14 protein-coding genes are annotated in these 19,830 nt (G+C 63.5%); 11 read left to right on the forward strand and 3 right to left on the reverse strand.

Translation table 11 applies throughout. The features are described from left to right. The first annotated feature begins 67 nt into the window (after positions 1-67). The 4 genes from OKA05_RS19070 (at position 68) to OKA05_RS19085 (ending at position 2,852) form a co-directional block, all read left to right on the forward strand. Positions 68-307, forward strand: a complete 240-nt coding sequence (locus OKA05_RS19070; RefSeq protein WP_264488781.1) for an acyl carrier protein — start codon at positions 68-70, stop codon at positions 305-307. Positions 308-405: 98 nt separating this feature from the next. Continuing rightward, the gene (locus OKA05_RS19075) at positions 406-942 is read left to right on the forward strand and encodes a hypothetical protein (RefSeq protein WP_264488782.1); all 537 of its coding nucleotides are present in this window, start codon (positions 406-408) and stop codon (positions 940-942) included. A gap of 15 nt (positions 943-957) precedes the next feature. Next, positions 958-1,863, forward strand: a complete 906-nt coding sequence (locus OKA05_RS19080) for a LysM peptidoglycan-binding domain-containing protein (protein WP_264488783.1) — start codon at positions 958-960, stop codon at positions 1,861-1,863. A gap of 35 nt (positions 1,864-1,898) precedes the next feature. Continuing rightward, positions 1,899-2,852: an acetyl-CoA carboxylase carboxyltransferase subunit alpha gene (locus OKA05_RS19085; RefSeq protein WP_264488784.1), complete on the forward strand. Its 954-nt coding sequence runs from the start codon at positions 1,899-1,901 to the stop codon at positions 2,850-2,852. Positions 2,853-2,981: 129 nt separating this feature from the next. Here the strand turns inward: OKA05_RS19085 and OKA05_RS19090 are convergent, their stop codons facing one another. Continuing rightward, a complete protein-coding gene (locus OKA05_RS19090; protein WP_264488785.1) occupies positions 2,982-3,500 on the reverse strand; it encodes an NUDIX hydrolase in 519 nt (172 codons plus the stop codon). 58 nt (positions 3,501-3,558) lie between these two features. Here OKA05_RS19090 and OKA05_RS19095 point away from each other — a divergent pair, with 58 nt between their 5' ends. Next, positions 3,559-4,731, forward strand: a complete 1,173-nt coding sequence (locus OKA05_RS19095) for a 3-dehydroquinate synthase (RefSeq protein ID WP_264488786.1) — start codon at positions 3,559-3,561, stop codon at positions 4,729-4,731. A gap of 120 nt (positions 4,732-4,851) precedes the next feature. On the opposite strand, the gene OKA05_RS19100 is transcribed toward OKA05_RS19095, so the two are convergent. Beyond that, positions 4,852-6,042: a rhamnogalacturonan acetylesterase gene (locus OKA05_RS19100; RefSeq protein WP_264488787.1), complete on the reverse strand. Its 1,191-nt coding sequence runs from the start codon at positions 6,040-6,042 to the stop codon at positions 4,852-4,854. An 88-nt stretch (positions 6,043-6,130) separates the two neighbouring features. Between OKA05_RS19100 and OKA05_RS19105 the strand changes: the two genes are divergently transcribed. Together OKA05_RS19105 and glnD are read left to right on the forward strand one after the other, a co-directional pair. Then, on the forward strand, positions 6,131-6,967 hold the full coding sequence (locus OKA05_RS19105; protein ID WP_264488788.1) for a rhamnogalacturonan acetylesterase: 837 nt from the start codon (positions 6,131-6,133) through the stop codon (positions 6,965-6,967). Between the two features lie 35 nt (positions 6,968-7,002). Next, complete coding sequence (gene glnD, locus OKA05_RS19110) at positions 7,003-9,747, forward strand: [protein-PII] uridylyltransferase (protein ID WP_264488789.1); 2,745 nt, start codon at positions 7,003-7,005, stop codon at positions 9,745-9,747. Positions 9,748-10,166: 419 nt separating this feature from the next. Here glnD and OKA05_RS19115 read toward each other — a convergent pair whose 3' ends face one another. Continuing rightward, positions 10,167-11,159, reverse strand: coding sequence for a hypothetical protein (locus tag OKA05_RS19115; protein WP_264488790.1), 993 nt, complete (start codon positions 11,157-11,159; stop codon positions 10,167-10,169). 103 nt (positions 11,160-11,262) lie between these two features. Between OKA05_RS19115 and OKA05_RS19120 the strand changes: the two genes are divergently transcribed. The 4 genes from OKA05_RS19120 (at position 11,263) to OKA05_RS19135 (ending at position 19,806) form a co-directional block, all read left to right on the forward strand. Continuing rightward, complete coding sequence (locus OKA05_RS19120; protein ID WP_264488791.1) at positions 11,263-11,631, forward strand: BlaI/MecI/CopY family transcriptional regulator; 369 nt, start codon at positions 11,263-11,265, stop codon at positions 11,629-11,631. Further along, entirely contained in the window at positions 11,628-12,536 is a 909-nt protein-coding gene (locus OKA05_RS19125; RefSeq protein WP_264488792.1) for a M56 family metallopeptidase, read from the forward strand. Before OKA05_RS19120 ends, OKA05_RS19125 begins: the two co-directional genes overlap by 4 nt. Positions 12,537-12,613: 77 nt before the next feature. Further along, a complete protein-coding gene (locus OKA05_RS19130) occupies positions 12,614-15,061 on the forward strand; it encodes an alginate lyase family protein (protein WP_264488793.1) in 2,448 nt (815 codons plus the stop codon). A gap of 209 nt (positions 15,062-15,270) precedes the next feature. Next, positions 15,271-19,806 (forward strand): beta strand repeat-containing protein, encoded by a 4,536-nt coding sequence (locus tag OKA05_RS19135; RefSeq protein WP_264488794.1) that lies wholly within the window; start codon positions 15,271-15,273, stop codon positions 19,804-19,806. Positions 19,807-19,830: the final 24 nt, after the last annotated feature.

Raw genomic sequence — 19,830 nt, forward strand, 5'->3', positions numbered from 1 at the left:
GGGGTTGCCAAGGTCCGAAGGGATCGTTAAGCCCTCCCGCACAGCTTCAACTACCAAGCACACCCCAATGTCAGAAAAGAGCATCGAAGACCGCGTGAAGGACATCATCGTCGACCAGCTCGGCGTCAACGCCGACCAGGTGACCCTGGAGGCCAAGTTCATCGAAGACCTCGGTGCCGACTCCCTTGACACGGTCGAACTGGTGATGGCCTTCGAAGAAGAGTTCGAAATCGAAGTCCCGGACGAAGAAGCTGAGAAGCTCCAGTCCGTGGGCGATGTGGTGACCTACATCAAGTCCCAGAGCTGAGCGCCGCCGCTCGCGCTTTTTCCCGAAAGGGCGGACTCCCCGGTGAGTCTGCCTTTTTTTTGCACACGACCGGAAATCGCGGACGCTGCCGCCGCCCGATGCACTCGCCCGACAACATCCAATACGCGCTGGAGACGACCCGCGTCCTGCTGGAGCCGGACCGCCGGATCGACACCTTCGGCGACACCCGCTTCGAGTTCCTGTTGCTCAGCGAGCTGATGGATCGGACGGGTGAGATCCGCCTGCGCACCGGCGAGGTGGAGGCGATGCGCCCGCGCATCCTGCGCCCGGATTCGATGCAAGAAATCGAGCTCGAAGGCTTCGGCGACAAGGCCCGCGAGCGAATGGACGCCTTGATCGAGAAGCTCAAGGCGGAGGGCAAGGATCTCGCCTTCCTGCGCTATGGCTTCCGCTTCCGCAGCGGGAAGGTCCACGAGGAAATCGTCCACGACTCGCTGGATGCCGTCCGCGACCGTGTGCTGGAGGAGGCCCGCCGCGTTGGCAACCCCGCCAAAGCGATCATCGAGGGTGTCGACGACGCGTGGGAAGTATCGGTTTTCAAGTTTGCCTTCGAAATGATCCGCCAGTCGTGGCCGATCAATCGCTTCGATCTCCACAGGCGAGGCCTGCTCTGATAGAACCCGTCGCGAATGCGTCTCTGGACCTTGATCAAACTGGTGGCGGGCGCGGTGGTCCTTGCGGTCACCGTCTTCACCGGCCTGCTGGTGTGGCATGTCCAAAACGAACCGCTGGACGGGATTTTCTCGGAGCTGGTGCCGGTGCAGTTCGACCCCAAGCCGGTGGTCGCGCTGCCCGAGGCAAACGCCGACCTGCCCGAAATCGACCCCGGCGCCAAGGTTTTCGAAAAGGCCGCCGAGCTGATTGCCATCGGGAAGCTCGAGGAGGCGCGTGAACGCCTTCGCAACGTCGTCAGCATTTACCCCCGCTCGAAGGCCGCGCCCGAGGCCCGTCGCATCGTCGGCGAGATGAACCTCGATGACCTGCTTTCCGCCGTGCACATGGACGGCAAGGCGATCCACATCGTGCGCCCCGGCGAGTCGTTCCTCGGCATCGCCGCCAAGCACAACACCTCGCTCGACTGCATCATGCATCTCAACGGGCTGATGGACCTCAAGGGCCTCCAGCCAAGCGAGGAACTCATCGTCATGCCGCTCGAACTGCGGGTGATCGTCGAGCCCGGCCGCAAGGCGCTTTCGCTGTGGAAGGGCGGCCAATTCATCAAGGAATATCCCCTGCTCTCCGCCGATGTCGGCTCGCTGAAGGACGGCCTGACGACCAAGATCTCCTCGAAGTCCGGACTCGACGGCGACCGGCGTGTCACTCCGGGCATGAAGGATTACCGCGAGTCCGAGAAGGTCTTCTCGCTCGAAAAGACCTCGCTCCAGATCCGCTCCTTCCGTCCCGCAGCCAAGCGCGAGGACGGCGACAATCCCACCACCGCCCCCGGCTTTATCCTCTCCGAGGAGGACGCCGAGGAACTCGCCCTGCTCTTCCGCCCCGGGAATGAGGTGGAAATCCGTACCACCGGCCCCTAGCCTCTCCCCGCCGCCACTTTCACTTTCACCGACGCATGCAACTGTTGGAATTCGAAAAGCCGATCGCCGAGCTTGAACGCGAGCTGGAAAAACTCCGCCTCAAAGCGGTCTCACAGGATATCGACATGTCCGCCGATATTGCCAGCATGGAGGCCAAGTTGGCTGAAACCCGCCAGACGATCTATAACAACCTGACCCCTTGGCAACGCGTGCAGATCGCCCGTCATACCCAGCGGCCCTTCATGCTCGACTACATCGCCCTCGCCTTCACCGATTTCTGTGAACTGCACGGCGACCGGCGGATTGGCGATGACCACTCGATGCCCGGCGGCTTTGCCCGCATCGCTGGCCGTCGAGTGGTGGTCATCGGCCACCAGAAAGGCCGCAATACCAAGGAAAACCTCCATCGCAACTTCGGCAGCGCCCATCCCGAAGGCTACCGCAAGGCCCTCCGCCTGATGAAGCTCGCCGAGAAATTCGGCCTGCCGGTCATCGCGATGATCGACACCCCCGGCGCCTACCCCGGCATCGGCGCGGAGGAGCGGAACATTGCCGAAGCGATCGCCTACAACCTTCGGGAGATGATGCTGCTCAAGGTCCCGGTCATCGCCGTGGTTCTCGGTGAAGGAGGCTCCGGCGGAGCCCTCGGCATCGGCGTGGCCGACCGCGTGCTGATGTTGGAAAACGCCTACTACTCGGTGATCAGCCCGGAAGGCTGCGCCGCCATCCTTTGGAAGCACCGCAAGCACGCACCCGACGCGGCGGAGGCAATGAAGCTCGCGGCTCCGGATCTTTTGAAGCTCGGTCTGGTTGACGGCGTGATCGCCGAGCCGAATGGCGGCGCTCACCACGACCATACCGGCACTGCAGCCGCCCTGAGCGAAGCGATCCTGTCGAATCTCGACGAACTGAGCAAGCTGACCACCGCGCAACTCCTCGACGCGCGCTACGCCAAGTTCCGCTCCTTCGGTGAGTGGGAAGGCAAGTGATCTTTACGTAGTATACTCAGGTAGCGGAACGACTTCGTCGTTCCGGCGGGGTGCGGACCGAACGGGCCTACCGCCGTCGATTCCCCGTAGAGCATCGCCCAGCCCAAAGCTCGCAGATCTTCCGCAACGTTAAATCCCCGCTGCCCAAAGCGCCGCGTGGATCTTGAAATCTAGCAGATAGCCTGCGGCTTCCTTCTCCTTCAGCCACGCCCGCAGCTCGCGGCGCGGCACGAGGTGCACCTTGATGTCCTCGTGCTCGGTGCCGCCGCCATCGTGCTCCTTCACCAGATCCGTCGCGAAAAACAGGTGGCTCAGCTCCGATGTCATCCCCGCCGACGTCGGCGAGGCCAATAGCAGCTCGATCTTTCCGGCGCGGTAGCCCGTCTCCTCCAACAGCTCGCGCCCCGCCGTCGCCGCAAGATCTTCCCCGCGGAATTCATCCTCATCCCCTACCAGGCCCGCCGGGATTTCGATGACCTTGCGCTGCACCGGAATCCGGAACTGCTCGATCAAAACGACCTCGTCGTCCGGCGTCACGGCCAGGATCCCGACCGCAGCGTCGGCGTTCGGTCGCTTGGCAAAATCCCAGTGGCCGATCCGGTAAAGGCCCAGCCAGCGGGTTTCAAACAAAGTCTCGGGTTCCGTCATAAGTGAAGAATGGTTGGCTTGCGGGCGTATCAAGGGCACCTTTCGCCCGTTACGAACGATGTCGCGCCACGATTTCCAAATCCCCGTCACCTTCAAGCACCGCGTTTGTTTCACGCGCGATGCCTTCGCGGCGGGCAACGCTTTGTTAGGTGAAATCCTCACCGAAGGCGAAGGCCGGCGGGTGCTGGTGACCATCGAAGAAAGCGTCGCCAACGCCTGGCCCGAGTTGGCCCGGCGGATCCAGACTTACTTCGCCGACCTCGGTTTCGACTGGCGCGGCCTGCACATTCTGCCCGGTGGCGAGGCCGTAAAAGCCGATGATGCGCTGGTTCACCGCGTCTGGGGTCTGATCGACCACCAGCACATCGATCGCCACTCCTACGTCATCGTCATCGGCGGCGGGGCCTTCCTGGATGCCGTCGGCTACGCCGTGGCCACCGCCCACCGCGGCGTGCGGCTGGTGCGCTTCCCCACGACCACCCTTTCGCAGGATGACAGCGGCGTGGGCGTGAAGTGCGCCATCAATGGCTTCGGCAAGAAGAACTGGATCGGCGCCTTTGCCGTCCCCTTCGCCGTCATCAATGACTTCACCTTCCTCCACAGCCAGGACGAGGAAACCCGCCGCGCCGGCCTGATCGAGGCCGTGAAAGTGGCGCTGGTGAAGGACGGCAGCTTTTTCGAGTGGATCGAGCAGGAGGTCGAGAACCTCGCCGCACTGGTGCCCTCCGCCTTGGAGGAATGCGTCGAGAAATCCGCGCTGCTCCACGCCCGGCACATCGCGCAGGGCGGCGATCCTTTCGAGACCGGCAGCAGCCGGCCGCTCGATTTCGGCCACTGGTCGGCCCACAAGCTGGAACAGCTCAGCGGCTTCACGCTCAGCCATGCCCACGCCGTGGCGATCGGCGCGGCGCTCGACACGCTTTACTCGGCGCGCTGCGGACTGCTCCGCGAATGCGTCGCCGAACGGGTCATCGAGGTGATTTCCGGCCTCAAGCTCCCGCTGTGGCACGAGGCGCTCGACCTCCGCGACGCAAACGGCCGCCGCTTCGTTCATCTCGGCTTGGAGGAATTCCGCGAGCACCTTGGCGGCGAACTCACCGTGCTGCTGCTACGCGATGCCGGCGTTGGCCAGGACGTGCACGCGCTCGACGAAGGCTTGGTCGATGCCTGCCTTGATTCGCTCCGCGAGCGGGAAGCCAGCGTGGTCCGCACGCTCCGCGTGCGGCCGTAAAAATGTAGCGGCGCGTCTATGACCGTCGCACTTCAGCGGCATGTGCCGCATCCCTGCGCTCTCAAAATCGGAAGTCCCACCATGCGGCCAATGCCGCCAGCTTCCGACCGACCCCACCCATCAGTCCCCGTCCGGCTTCGTCAGATCCTTCATCGGGCTCGCCGGATAGTGGAAATCCTCCGGCTTGTCCGGCTTCGCGGGATCGAAGCGTGTCACCTCCGGCCGCAGTTGCTTGGCCAATTCCGGGATCTTCGTGCGAATGCCCTCCACCACACACTTCGCGAGTTCATAGCTGCCATAATTGTTGTGATGCGTGCCATCTTGAAACGCAGCACCGACCTTGTCGCCCAGCGCCTGATAGAGCGTCCGGCTCATCGCGTGGAGATCTACCAAAGCCACGTCCATCTCCTTCGCCACCGAACGCACCGCATCGGGATAGCCTCCCAACGTGTCGCTCTTCACGCCGCCCTTCCGCTCCATCGAGGTAATGAGCACCGGCGTTCCGCCCAACTCGCGGACCTGCTTCACGATCGACGCGAGGTTCGAGCGATAGGTCTCAAGCGCATCCGGCCGCTTGTCCTTCATGTCGTTGTGGCCGAACTGCACCAGCACGTAGTCGCCCTTCTTCATCGAGCGATAGACTTTTTCAAACCGCTTCGCGCCAAGCGAACTGCGGATCGATTCCCCCGACTCCGCATGATTGGCCACGGCAACGCCGGGACCAAAGAAACGCGGCAGCATCTGGCCCCACGAATTCCACGGCTCCTTGGACTGGTCGGTCACCGTTGAATCGCCGAGCACATGGATCACCGGCACCTCCACGACGCGAATCTCCACCCGATCCACATCGGGCTTCGGGCCATTGAATTCCAGTGTGATCTTGTTGTCCCAGTGGAGATACGGCTTCTCACGGTCCTTCAGCTTCACCGCGCCTCCCGGAAATGCGGGCTGGCGCACATGAACCGTGAACCGCGAGGTTTCACGCACGGCCTCTAACATCAGCCGCCGTGACTCGGACTTCACCGTCAGATCCACTCCCTTGGCCGGCACCACGGTCACCTCGTAACAACCCTCCGGCACGGCGAGGGAAAAGAAGTAGCCGCCCGCTCCCGTGACGTGATCGGCCTCCTCGACCGGCTTGCCGACCAGATCGAAGCCGAAGCCTTTCGCCTCCTCGTAGCGATCACTCGCGTGCACGGCGGTGAATCCGGCGGCAGGTTTGCCGCCGCCGAAGTCAAATTTCCACGGGCCGGTTCCGGCTTGGAGCGGCAGGGCGAGAAGCGGAGCAACGAGGAAGAGGGGCAGGCGCATGACCAAAGCATGGAACGGTCCATGCCCGCTTGTCAGATTACCCGTTCGGGGCAATGGGTAGCGTCACCGCTCCGGGTATCTTGCCACCATGACGCCGCGCCATTTCCGCCAATTGCTCGTGCTCTTCGCCGCCGCGCCGCTCCTCCTTTCCGCCGACGACGACCGGCCGGTGGTCGATGACTCGCAGGTGAAGAAAGAGGTGCCTGCGTCCCCGCTACCGACACTCTGGATCGCCGGCGATTCGACCGTGAAGAACCAGGGCGCGATGCGGGGCTGGGGGCAGGATATCCCCACCCTGCTCGACACCACCAAGATCCAAGTCGTGAACCGCGCCATCGGCGGACGCTCGTCGCGGACCTTTTTCACCGAAGGCCGCTGGGACGACATCCTCAAGACGATGAAGACGGGCGATATCGTGCTGGTGCAATTCGGCCACAATGATGTCGGAGCACTCGACGAGCGCGGGAAATTCCGCGGCTCCGTGAGAGGCATCGGCGAGGAAACCGAACAAGTGAAGAAGCCCGACGGCAGCGTGGAAACCGTCCACAGCTACGGCTGGTACCTGAAGCACTTCGCCCGCACCGCGAAGGCGAAGGGGGCGGTGGTGGTGCTATGCTCGCCAGTGCCGCACAAGAAGTTCGACCGCGAGGGCAAGTTCGTCCGCGACTGGGATCAATGGCGCGGCTGGGTGAAGGACTGCGCCACGGCGGAGGACGTGCTTTACCTCGACCTCGCGGAACTCGTCGGAACCCGCTACGCGGAGATGAAACCCGCCGAGGTGGAGGCCCTCTTCGCCGACAAGGGCACCCACACCAACGCCGCGGGCGCCATGCTCAACGCGCACGCCGTGATCGACGGGCTCAACCTGCTGTCGGACAATCCCTTGGCCAAGTTCCTGCCGAAAGCCGCTGGCACGCCGCCTTGACCCGCGCCCAAATCGGCGCAGGCTGCACTCAGCGGATGTCCACCCATTTGAAGACCCTCCAGGCCCATGCGAAAACGGCCCTCAAGCCGGCAGTGCAGGGCCACCTCTCCCCGGCCGAGCGGATCGCCCTCTACAAGCGCTTCCTGAAAATCGAGGAGCACCGCATCAAGCTGCGCCACCGCGCCGGGGCCGGCGGCTTGGAAATCGCCAGCGCCCGCGCCGAGCTTCTCGACGTGGTGCTGCGCTCGCTATTCGACCTTGCCCTGTCGAAGCGCAAGGAAGCTCCGGTGCTGGCGCTCGTCGCCGTCGGTGGCTACGGCCGCGGCACGCTCAATCCCTGCTCGGACATCGACCTGCTGTTCCTGCTACCCCGCGCGTCTAACAAGCTGCCGGAGGACCTTACCTCGTTGATCCAGGAGATCCTTTATCTGATGTGGGACGTCGGCTTCAAGGTCGGCCACGCCTGCCGCTCGGTGGCGGAGTGCCTGGAGCAGGCCAAGGCAGACCAGGAAAACAAGACCGCGCTGATCGAGGCGCGCATGATCGCCGGCGACAAGAAGCTCTTCACCGAGTTCCAAGGCCGCTTCGACAAGGAATGCGTGACGAAGGGCCAGCAGGCGTTCTTCGATCTGCGTCGCCAGGACCTGCGCAGCCGCCACCAGAAGTATTCGAAGACCGTCTTCCTCCAGGAGCCGAACGTGAAGGAAGGCTGCGGCGGGATGCGCGACTACCACAATATCCGCTGGGTCGCCCGGGTGAAACGCGGCTCCGCCGACCTGCGCGATCTGGTGGATGACCGCCTGCTCACCGCCCGCGCCTATCGGAAAATCGAGACCTCCTACGATTTCCTCAACCGCGTCCGCAACGAGCTCCACTACCAGGCCGGCCGCGCCAGCGAGCAGCTCACGCTGCGCCTCCAAGGCGTGGTTGCCACGAATTTCAACTACCCCCACCGCAGCATCCTCCGCCGCACGGAGGCATTCATGCGGGACTACTACCTGCACACCCGGTCGCTCTACCAGCACACCGGCTCGCTGATGGAGGCTTTCGAGATCGAGCAGGACGAAGACTCCGCCGTCACCGGGCTGAAGTCGTTCCTCATGCTACGGCCGAAAAAGCGGGAGGAATTCGACGGCTTCATCGCTCGCGACGGACGCATCTACCCGACGGGTAACGAGATCTTCGAGGAGGACCCCAACCGCATGATGCGGATGTTCCAGCACTGTCAGTTGCGCGGCCTCAAGCTGAGCCCGCCGATGCGCAAGCTGATCAAGGCCCACCGCGACGCGATCGACCGCCCATTCCGCTATTCCAAGACGAATCGCGACACCTTCCAAGGCATCCTCGAGCGCAAGGGCGACGTGGCCCGCACGCTACGGCAGATGCACCGGGTCGGCTTCCTCGGCCGTTACCTGCCGGAATTCGGCGCGCTCGATTGCTTGGTGCAGCACGAGTTCTTCCACCGCTACACCGCAGACGAGCACACCCTCCGCTGCATCGAGGAGCTCGACGCGCTGGTCGGCACCGAGGACCCGAAGAAGGAAATCTACCGCCGTCTTTTCCACGAGGCGGAGGATCCTTACGCGCTCTACCTCGCACTGATCCTGCACGATACCGGTCGCGCCGAAAACGTCCGCGAGCACACCGACGGCTCCGCGATGCTGGCGGTCCGCCTTTGCAATCGCCTCCAGGTCCACGGCCCGCGCCGCGCGCTCATCATGTATCTGGTGGACCACCACCTGACCTTCTGGCGCTTCGCCACTACGCGGAATATCGAGGACCCGGATGTGGTTTCCGAGTTCGCCCGCATCGTCAAAACCCCGGCCCGCCTCGACCTGTTGCTGCTCTTCACCTACGCCGACTCCAATGGCACCAACTCCGAGGGATGGACGAGCTGGAAGGAGACCCTGATGCTCCAGCTCCACGCCAGCACCCGGCTCTTCCTCAAGGAGGGCAAGGAGCGCTATGCCGCCTCCATCCGCACCGAGAAGAAGGCGCTCAAGGATGAGGTGAAAGCCCAGATCAAGGAAGAGAACGAGGATTTCGTCGAAGAGCACTTCCGCCGCATGCCCGAGGCCTACTTCCGCTTCCGCGATGCCGATGCGGTGGCGGCCCACGTGAAGGCCGTGATGAAACTCGGCCCGAAGGCGGAGGAAGACACCTTCGAGTGCTCGCTCCAGTGGCTCGATAGCCCGGAAAAGGGCTACACGGAAGTGGTCATCGCCACCCACGACCGGCCGCTGCTGCTGGAGAAAATCTGCTGCGCGCTGGCCTCGGAGGAACTGAACATCCTTTCCGCGGACTTCTTCACCCGGGCTGACGGCATCGTCCTCGATATCTTCCGCGTCTGTACCACGAATTTCGAGCCGGTCTCCGACCTCGCCCTGCGCAAGCGCCTGTCCTCGACCTTGCGCGAGGTCGGCCTGCTGGAGAAGTACGAGCACGCCCGCTATTTCCGCCGCAAGCCGAACCTGCTGCGGCCAAAGGACGACCACGGGATGCAATTCCCGGTGCGCGCCTACATTTCCAACAACCTGCACCCGTCCTTCACCGCGATCGAGATCCAGGCCGTGGACCGCATCGGTCTGCTGCACGATCTCTTCCACGCCATCAATACCCACGGCCTGAACACGGCCAACGCGCGGATCTCGACCGAGAAGGGCGCGGCGATGGACACCATCTACATCACCACCCGCGACGGCAAGAAAGTGTCCGATGAGGCACTTTTGAGCCGTCTACAGGACAGCATCGAGGACCTTATTGGCAAAAAAGACCAATAAAGCATCGCTTCAATCGATTGTTTACACGCGATTGTGAATGGATGTGAGTAAGTTTCTCGCATCGATTCCATTTCTTCCTCGCCAAAACCTCTTTGCCGGACATTTTTCACGAACCTGAGCGGTGGCCTTTTGGTTGTCGTTCAGTCAGCGGAGACCCAAGCGCTGCCATCCCTCGCCACTGAGTTCCGGGGGGGACTTCAGACGATGGACCGGCCCTTACGGTTCCCGCGAAAAACCAGAAAAGGCGTGAGTCGAAATTCCGGGGGGGATGACGGCTCACGCCTTTCTTCTTTCCATGGCGGCGCGTCCGCCACCGCAGCAAAGTGGCGGCACCCGTCGCATCAAGCTGCTGACCGCTGAAAAATCACGCGATGCAACTCATGCCGCCAAAGTCCGACGGTCGCAGACTGCCGAAAAGCTCAAGGAGCCTTGGCAAACGGGTCAGCCTCGAGGCGGTTGTTGACCTCGCGCGGCATCCAGGTCCAAGGATCGACGCCCTTCTCGGTGAAGACCGCGAGGCCGATCACCCCGACATTGCGATGGTCGCCATGGGCGAGATTCGCATAGGAGCCGGCCACGGTGGAGAACTTGAAGCGGGCCACCGTTTCGGGATTGGTGCGCCAGCCTTTCACTTCCAAGGTCTCGTCGGGAGCGATCACATAGCCACGCTTTGAAAAAGACGCTGGCTTGCCATCAATCACGTCGAGGCCATCGACGCTGAGCACAATCTCAAGCCGGCTCTTGCAGCGGTTCTTCAGGACGATGGAGTAGTTCGAATCGTGTTTTCCCACCACGAAACGCCGCTCGTCACTGGTCCATGTCTTGTAGGTCGGCAGGTATCCGAAGCCACCCTTGAGACCCCACTCGAGCTTCTCGCCCGCGACAGTTTCGAGGGAACTCATCTTCCATTTGGAGCCAGTCATCGCCTCGATCCCCTCGCGGTTGTTGTAGAAAACCACGCCGGTGCCATCGGGCTTCGAGGTCTCGCGGGTGAATGCCTGACGATTCCATGGAGATTTCACGGACTCGCCGAAGCCGGTCGCAAGACCGGGACGCTCTTCTGCCGCCCTTTGACGGGGCTTGCTTTGCCGAGGCTTGGAGTCTGCTGAGGCAGCAGGCTTTGACCTATCCGTGTTGTTGAGGATCGCATCGATGCTGTTGCGGTCGACTTCTCCCAATCCGCTGCGGTTTCCCGCAGTGACGATGTTCGTGACGTCCGTGCTCGGATCCGCGGGAATCCCGGGAATGGTCGCCGCCGGAGTGCCGCCAATAAAATCCTCATTGGTGCGACCGGGTGGACCGGAAGGAGCTTGCGAGGCACATCCGGACAGCCAAAGGGCGGTTGCCGTCGCTGCGAGAAAGAGTCCCCCGCCCCGCTTGCGGGACGCCATCGAGTTCACATTCCATTTCATGGTGCTGAAAAACCAGCATTTCAGCTTTTGCCCGTCAACTTCATTATGCTGCTTTTCCAACATTTAAATTGCAGTTTTTCCAGCATGGATCTATTTCCCTGCCATGAGCAATGCGGAAAGTCTGGCGAAGCGCGAGCGGCAGGTGATGGACATCCTCTACCGCAAGGGTGAAGCGACGGCCCAGGAAGTGATGGAGGAGATGCCGGAGCCGCCGACCTATTCCGCCGTGCGAGCCCTGCTGGCGACCATGATGGAAAAGGGACTGGTCGAGTTTCGCAAGGACTCCCGCCGCTACGTCTATCGCCCCGCGGTGCCGGAGAAGAAGGCGAAGCGCTCCGCGCTCAAGCAGCTCCTCTCCACCTTCTTCGAAGGCAAGCCAGAGAAGCTCGTCGCCGCGCTGCTGGACCCGAAGGACCAGCAACTGAGCGATGAAGAGATCGAGAAGATCCGCAAGCTGATCGATCCGCAATGATGCTCGCCACCGCCATCTTGTTTTCGCTGATCGCCGCCGCGACCGTGTGGTTCGCGGGCCGGCGGGATGAGGCTCGTGACCCCCGCCTGACCTTGCTGGCGCTGGGGCTGCTGGCGGTGTTCCCGCTTTTGTTTTTCCTGCCGGAGTGGCAGGTGCTGCCGCACGCGGATGCCATTCAGGAAGGATCGTTGGATATCGGGGCATGGCTGCCGTGGATCTGGGGCGCGGGTGTGCTCTTGTTCTCCACCCGCCTGGTCGCGGCGCTGGCCGTCCTTCACCGCTGGCGGCGGGATTCAAAACGCATCGAGGCCCGCGAGGCCGGCGATGCGCTGGTGGATATCCGCCTGTTAGATGGCATCGCAGGACCGGTCGCCGCCGGGATCCTCAAGCCGGTGGTCTTCGTCCCCCCGGCGTGGCTGGAGTGGCCGCCGGAAACCCGCGAGGCCGTGCTGGCGCATGAAATCAAGCACCACCGGCGGCGCGATCCCCTGCTCCGCGCGATCGGCGCGGTGGCCTGCACGCTCCATTGGTTCAATCCGCTGGTGTGGTGGATGGCGAAGCGCCTGGCCGACCAGTGCGAGTATGCCTGCGACGAGGAAGTGCTGGCCGATGGCATGGGCGCGGAGCGCTATGCGAATGTCCTCTGCGATCTCGCCGCCTCGACCCGCTCGCCAGCGACGGCGCTGGCCATGGCTCACGAGAGCGGGCTCGAGGCGCGCGTCCGCCGGATGTTTTCCAAGGTGCCGAAAGGCTCGCGCATGGCCTTGATCGCGCTGGTGGTGCTGACGCTGCTGACAGCGCTGGGACTGGCCGTAATCCGCCGCGCCGATCCACCGGCAAAGCCCGCCATCCCGGTGGAAGAGATCCGGACCCGGCTCAATGCGGACCCGTTTCCCGGCAATTGACGCGGCATCTGTTAGGCCGCGGCTACTCACACGAGTAGCTGGCCCGTGAATGGGTTCTTGCGAGATGGTGGGCTGTCATGTTTCGACGGCTTTTTCCGGTCCTTCTCTGCCTTACCTTGGCCAAGGCGGCCGAGCATCGTGTTTCCTCGGCAGCAGAGTTGGCCGGGCTTTCACTCGCCGCCGGTGACACCGTGGTGATGGCCGACGGCTCGTGGAAGCGCCAGCGGGTCGTCTTGCATGGCAAAGGCACCGAAGACCACCCGATCACCCTGCGCGCCGCCACGGCCGGAATGGTTCTGCTAGAAGACAACTCCTCTATCCAGATCGATGGCGAGCACCTCGTGGTCGCCGGGCTGTGGGTCAAGGACGGCAGCGTCGAACTGAAGGGCCGCGACAATCGCCTCACCGGCTGCGCGGTCACCGGCGGCAAGCAACGGAATTTCCTGCATCTCCATGGCCAGCGCCATCGCGTGGACCAATGCCACTTTTCCGGCAAGACCACGGAAGGTCCCACCGTGCAAGTCGAGGTCGAGGAAAGCCCGAATCAACATCGCATCGATCACAACCACTTCGGCGCGCGGCCACCCCTCGGACGCAATGGCGGCGAAACGATTCGCATCGGCTACAGCCACCAGGCGACGCGATCGTCGGGCACCGTGGTCGAGCAGAACCTCTTCGAAGGCTGCGACGGCGAGCTCGAAATCATCTCTAACAAGTCCTGCGACAACATCTACCGGGCGAATACCTTCCGCGAGTGCGCCGGCTTTCTCACCTTGCGCCACGGTGATCGCTGCCGCGTGGAAGGGAACTTTTTCTTCGGTCGCCTCAAGCGCGGCTCGGGTGGCATCCGCGTGATCGGCCATGACCACGTGGTGGCCAATAACTTCATCGACTCGGTCGCCGAAGGAGCGATCCGGCTGACTTCGGGCATCCCCAACGGGCCCGCCACCGGCTACGTCGAGGCGCGCAACGTGGCGATCGTCTTCAACACGGTCACCGACTCCCCCGGCGCGACGATCGAGCTCGATGCCGGTATCGGCAGTGCCGGTCGCACCTTGCGGCCCGAGAACATCGTCATCGCCCACAACGTCTTCTCCCTCCCCCAGCGAGCGGTGCTCACGAAGGGCACCGAGGGCGCGGGATTCCGCTGGACCGGGAATTTCAGCAACCGCGCCGGCGACCATGTCCGCAAGGCCGACCTGATGCTCACTCGGGATCTCCACGGCGTGTGGCGGCCATCACCCGGCAGTCCCTTGCAAGCGGCGGCGGAGGCGTTTCCCGGAATCGGCTGCGACCTCGATGGCCAGCCGCGCACCGGTCGCTTCGATGCCGGCTGTGACGAGATCTCCCAAGCGCCCGCCATCGCGCGGCCGCTCACGACGGCCGATACCGGACCGGCCTGGATGCGTGCGCCAAAGACGAACTTCAGCGAGATCCTCGCCCATGATCGCGAGCGCATCCTGATCGCCGCTGAAGCCGCATTGAAGCGGGAGCCACTCACCATCACCACCCACCGTGCCAAGCTCAGCGAAGGTGGCCCGAACGACTTCTACTCCAACGGCGACTACTGGTGGCCCGATCCGAAGAAGCCGGACGGACTGCCCTACATCAAGCGCGACGGTGAAACCAACCCGGAGAACTTCACCGCCCACCGCGACACCATGCGCGAGTTGCGTGACGCGGTGGCCGCGTTGGCCGCCGCCTGGCTGGCCACCGGTGATGCGAAGTATCCGGCGAAGGCGGCCGCGTTGCTGCACGCCTTTTTCCTCGATCCCGCGACGAGAATGAACCCTCACCTCAAGTATGCCCAGGCGATCCCGGGTGTCACGCCGGGACGCGGCATTGGCATCATCGACACGCTCCATCTCATCGAGATCCCCAAGGCGGTGAAGGCGATGGAAAACTCACCGGCCTTCACGCCGGAATTGCGCGAGGGCCTGCGGACTTGGTTTCGCGATTACGCGAAGTGGATGTCCGAAAGCAAGAACGGCAAGGAAGAGGCGGTGACGAAGAACAATCACGCGGTCGCCTATTTCCTGCAGCTCGCGGTGTTCGCGGAATTCACCGACGATAGAACGAAGCTCGCCGAGTGTCGGGGGCGGTTCAAGGAAGCCTTCGTGCCGCTGCAGATGGCGGAGGACGGCAGCTTTCCCCAGGAGCTAGCCCGCACCAAGCCCTACGGCTACTCGATCTTCCAGCTCGATAACGTGGCAACGCTCTGCCAAGTACTATCCACCTCGGAGGAAAACCTGTGGGAGTTCGAGCTTCCCGACGGTCGCGGTATCCGGCGCGCGATGGCCTTCCTCCAACCCTATCTGGCGGACAAGGGAACCTGGCCGCACCCACCCGACGTCCAGGCGTGGGACGGCTGGCCGGCGCGTCAGCCGTGCCTGCTCTTCGCCGGCCTCGCCTGCGGTGAAGCGCGCTACGTGGACTTGTGGAAGAAGCTGGAGCCGGACCCGCAGGACGCGGAAGTGCGGCGCAACATCGCCATCACCCAGCCGGTGCTGTGGCTGCGGCGGTGAGACCACTCATTCGAGACGGTGGATGCGCCAGCACCCAACCGGTCCCGGCGCTTTTTCGTTCAGGACAGTGCCTCCCGGAACGCACAAAAGAGCCCGCCCACTCAATCGAGTAGCTGTCCTACAGATTCACTCCAGAGCATGGTGGCAGTGTAGGAAAAGGCCTCTTCCCAAGAGAAGGCCGCCCGCATCCCGAAAACCCAAGCACCTCCATGACTCATCTCCATATTCCATCCCGTCGTGCCACCCTTCTAACGGCCGCCGCCTCGCTCGCCGTGATCACCGCGCCCGCGGCCACCCTGACTTGGGACGGCGGCGATTCGCTCTGGCAAACCCCAGCCACTTGGGTCGGCGACGTTGCCCCGGTCGCAGGCGACGCCCTGATCTTCGCGGGCACCGTGGATCTGGCATCCCAGAATGACTTTCCCGCCGGGACCGCATTCCTCGGCCTGACCTTCAGCGCGGGTGCGGGTGCCTTCAACATCACCGGCAACGGCATCGTGCTCAACCGCACCAACGCCGGCACCGGCACCGCGCTCACCGGTGGCAACATCACCAACAACGCCACCACCGCGCAGACGGTCGGCCTGCCCGTGACGCTGTCCCCCGGCAACCACAGCATCGCCACCGGTACCGGCGCGGGCACTCTGAATCTAACCGGAACTTTCGCCCGCAGCACCGGCTCGACCCTCGTCTTCACCAAGGCGGGAGGAGACATCCATGTCACCGGCTCAGGCCTGGCCAACAATGCCGCCGGCATTCTCGGCGGCTGGGCGCTCATCGGCGACGCCTGGGCCAGCTTGGATGGCAGTGGAAATGTCGTCCCCTACAGCGGCTATACCGGCATCACCGCCGGCGCGATCCCGCTGGCCAGCGCGAACCTCAACTACCGCCACACCGGCACCACGACACCCCTGACCGCGGCCAATGGCACCACCCTCAATTCTTTCACCTTCAACAGCGGTGCCGCCACCACCCTCACGGTCAGCGGCACGATGAAGCTCGGCAGCCGTGGCGGCATCGCCCGCACCAGCACTTCGACCGGCGTGCACATCGTGAACGGCGGGATCATCACTGCAAACGGCGGTGGCGAAATCACGCTCGTCGATGCCCCACTTGCCGCGACCGGCAACAACCTGCGCATCGATTCCGTCATTTCCAACGATGGACCCAATGTCGTGTCCGTGAATGTCGTCGGCTACCTCGACATCCGCGGTGCCAATACCTACACCGGCGGCACTTTCATCAACCAGGGCCGCATCCAAGCCGGTCCCGTCACGACTTTCGGCACCGGCCCGGTCACCATCTATCCCGGCGGCAGCACGTTCCTCAACGTGGCCGGCGGCAACTGGGCCAGCAACTTCTTCGTGGCCGGCGTGGGATCCACCGAGCAAGGCACCGACAATCCCGCGGGGCCGGGAGCGATCCGATTGGGAAATACCTCCAACATCACCGGATCGATCACCCTCCAGGGAAACACGCGCCTCACCTCGTCTTCGAGCACCTCGACCGGCCCGGTCATCTCCGGCCGTATCACCGGCACGGGCACTCTCGAACTGGTGCCGTTTGCCAACAGTTCGGCGATCCTCAATCTCTCCAACACCAACCTCGCCACGCCGAACAACTGGAGCGGTCCGCTGGTGATCAACACCATTTCCCCCGCCCGTGCCTTGACCGTTAGACTCGGTGCCGACGAACAGGTGCCAGATGCCTCCGATCTCACGCTCACCGGCGGCACCTCGCTCACCAGTGCCAATATCGCCACCTTCAACCTCAACGGCTCCGATGAAACCATCGGCGGCCTCAACAGCTCGGCGGCGTACCACGTGGTCACCAACCTCGCCGCGGCCGGCTTGAACTCGATCCTCACCGTCGGCACCGGCAATGCCAACGGCGACTACGCCGGGAAATTCCAAGACGTGCTCGGCGGCGGCACCCTGAGTCTGGTGAAAAACGGCAGCGGCAAGCAAGTGCTGCGCGGCTTCACGGCTTATGGCGGCACCACCACGGTCAATGGTGGCATCCTCGAAATGGTGGGCGATATCATCGCCGACGGTCTGGTCACGGTGAATTCCGGTGCCACCTTCGCGAGCAATGGCGCGGTCACCGGCAACGTGATCGTTGCCGACGGAGGACAACTGTACGCCACCGGAACCGATGGCAGCGACATGGCCCTCAGCGGCAGCCTCGACCTCGGCACCGGCACGACACTGACCCTTAGCACCGCCAGCCTGCCCGCGCTCACGGTGGCCGGAGCACTCACTCCCACGGGCGCTGCCGGGAGCGTGACCGTGAATCTCGATACCGGCGATTCCTTGCCGACGGTGGGTCTGCACCCGCTCATCACCTACGGATCGCTTGCCGGCTCCGGAGTCGGAGCCTTCGCCCTCGGCACGCTGCCCGCGCGCTTTGCAGCCACCCTGGTGAACGACGCTCCTAACAATACCATCGCGCTCAATGTGACCGCCAGCGATTTCCCTGTCTGGAGCGGCGCCCTCGGCAGCGAATGGAGCACCTCCGTCCTGTCGTCTCCGAAGAACTGGGTGCTGAGCTCGAACGGTGCGACCGCCACCGACTTCATCAGCGGTGAGTCCGTCGTCTTCAACAACAATGCCATCGGCACCACCGTTGACGTCAGCGGCGCGAACGTGCAGGCGGCCAGGGTCCACTTCAACCACACGACCAAGAATTACCTCCTCACCGGATCCCATGCCATCTCCTCCACCAGCGAGTTGCTGAAGGAAGGCACCGGAGTTCTGACCATCGCCAGCGAGGGCCACAGCTTCGCCGATGGTATCCGGATCGAGGCAGGCACGCTGCGGGTCGGCAACGGCGGTACCACCGGCAACCTCGGAGCCAACGCAGTGAAGAATAATGCCGTGCTCGAGTTCAATCGCTCCGATAGCCCGACGATGGCGAACGTGATCAGCGGACCGGGCGAAGTGAAGCAGGTGGGCAGCGGCGTGGTCACTCTCAGCGCGGCCAATACCTACGATGGCGAAACCACCGTCGCCTCCGGCACCCTGCGCATTACCAACAACGCCTCACTCGGCACCGGCCCCGTCACGGTGGAGGCCGGAGGCGCCCTCAATATTTCCGGCAACCCGACGGTCAACGGCCAGAACTTCGGGTCCAAGCAGTTCTTCATTTCCGGCAACGGTCCATCGGGACTTGGTGCCCTGGTGAACATCGGCGGGGCCGGCCAGAACAATGCCTACCAGTCGGTCACTCTCGAGGCCGACGCCAGCGTCGGCGGCGACACCCGCTTCGACATTCGCAACGGCTCCGCCAAGCTCGCCCTCGACGGCCACACCCTGCGCAAGCGCGGCACCAACCAGGTCACCGTCGTTTCCGGAATCATCGAGGGTGACGTTGATGGTGATCCCATGGTTCCCAGCAAGGTCATCGTCGAGGAAGGCACTTTCGCGGTGGAAGTGAGCACCCGCACGGAACCGCCGGTCAGCGGCGGTTCCTTCATCGTTGAGCCCAACGCTCACTTCCAGTTCTTCCAAAATACCATCGTAGGCGTCGACGGCGGCATTACTTGGCCGATCACGCTGCGCGAAAACTCGGCTACCGGAAACGCCGGTGCCACCCTCGCCACGGTGCCAGCAAATATCATTCTGGAAGGCAATGCCGTCCTCGTTCCGTTCACTTCTGGCACCCGCAATCCCGCCAATAATTTCCCGATCACCTTCACCGGCACGATCACCGAGAACCTCGGCTCGTTCGGATTCGCCAAGGAAGGCGTCAACACAGTGACGCTCTCGGGCACGGGCAGCAACTACACCGGTGCCACACTGGTCAATGCAGGAACCCTGAGCGTGACGGGATCGATCCCCGCGTCGCCGGTCACGGTCGCGGCCGGAGCCACTCTCAACGGAACCGGCACTCTCGGTGGCACGGTCACCAACAACGGCACCATTTCCCCGGGCGTCGGCGGCGGCGGATTCGGAACCCTTGCCACGGGCTCCACCAACCTCGGAGCCACCGCCACGCTCGTCTTCGAAACGAACTCCACATCCCTCGCTTCGGACAAGCTGGTGGTGACGGGCAACTTGAACCTCGGAGGCCTGCTCAATGTCACCGACCTCGGCGCCACCCTGCTGCCGGCCGGCAGCAGGGTCGTCATCGCCAGCTACACCGGGACGCTCACCGGAGCTTTCTCCAATGCCCCTGACAACGGCACCGTCGTCGTCGGCCTCAACACCTTCACGGTGGACTACAACGAGGATGTCTCCGGCACGCTCTCGGTCACGCTCACCGTGCCCACCGACTCCGCCTACGACGAGTGGGCAACCGATATGGACCTCGACGGCACCAACAGCGGCAAGCTCCAGGATCCGGATAACGACGGCCTCGATAATATCGTCGAGTTCGGCCTCGACGGCGATCCGCTCAGCGGCGCGGCCAATGGCAAGACCCGCCTCGCCATTGCCGATGTCGATCCCGGAGCACCGGTCGAGAACGCCATCACCCTCACCTTGCCGGTCCGAACGGATGCCGACTTCGATGGTCCGGGCGACCTCGTTTCGGCTGCGATCGATGACATCATCTACAAGATCCAGGGGTCGCTTTCGCTCGGCGATTTCACCTCGCTTGATGTCACCGAGGTCTCCCCCGCGCTCGCCGCGGACATGCCCGGGCTGACTCCCGGCTGGAGCTACCGGACCTTCCGCCTGCCGGGCACCCCCGGCAACCCGCACGCAAAGGCCTTCCTCCGCGCCGACGTGAGCGAAGCCCCCTGATTATTTCCTGGGTCCACAACAACG

The organism is Luteolibacter arcticus (assembly GCF_025950235.1).
Classification (GTDB): domain Bacteria; phylum Verrucomicrobiota; class Verrucomicrobiia; order Verrucomicrobiales; family Akkermansiaceae; genus Haloferula; species Haloferula arctica.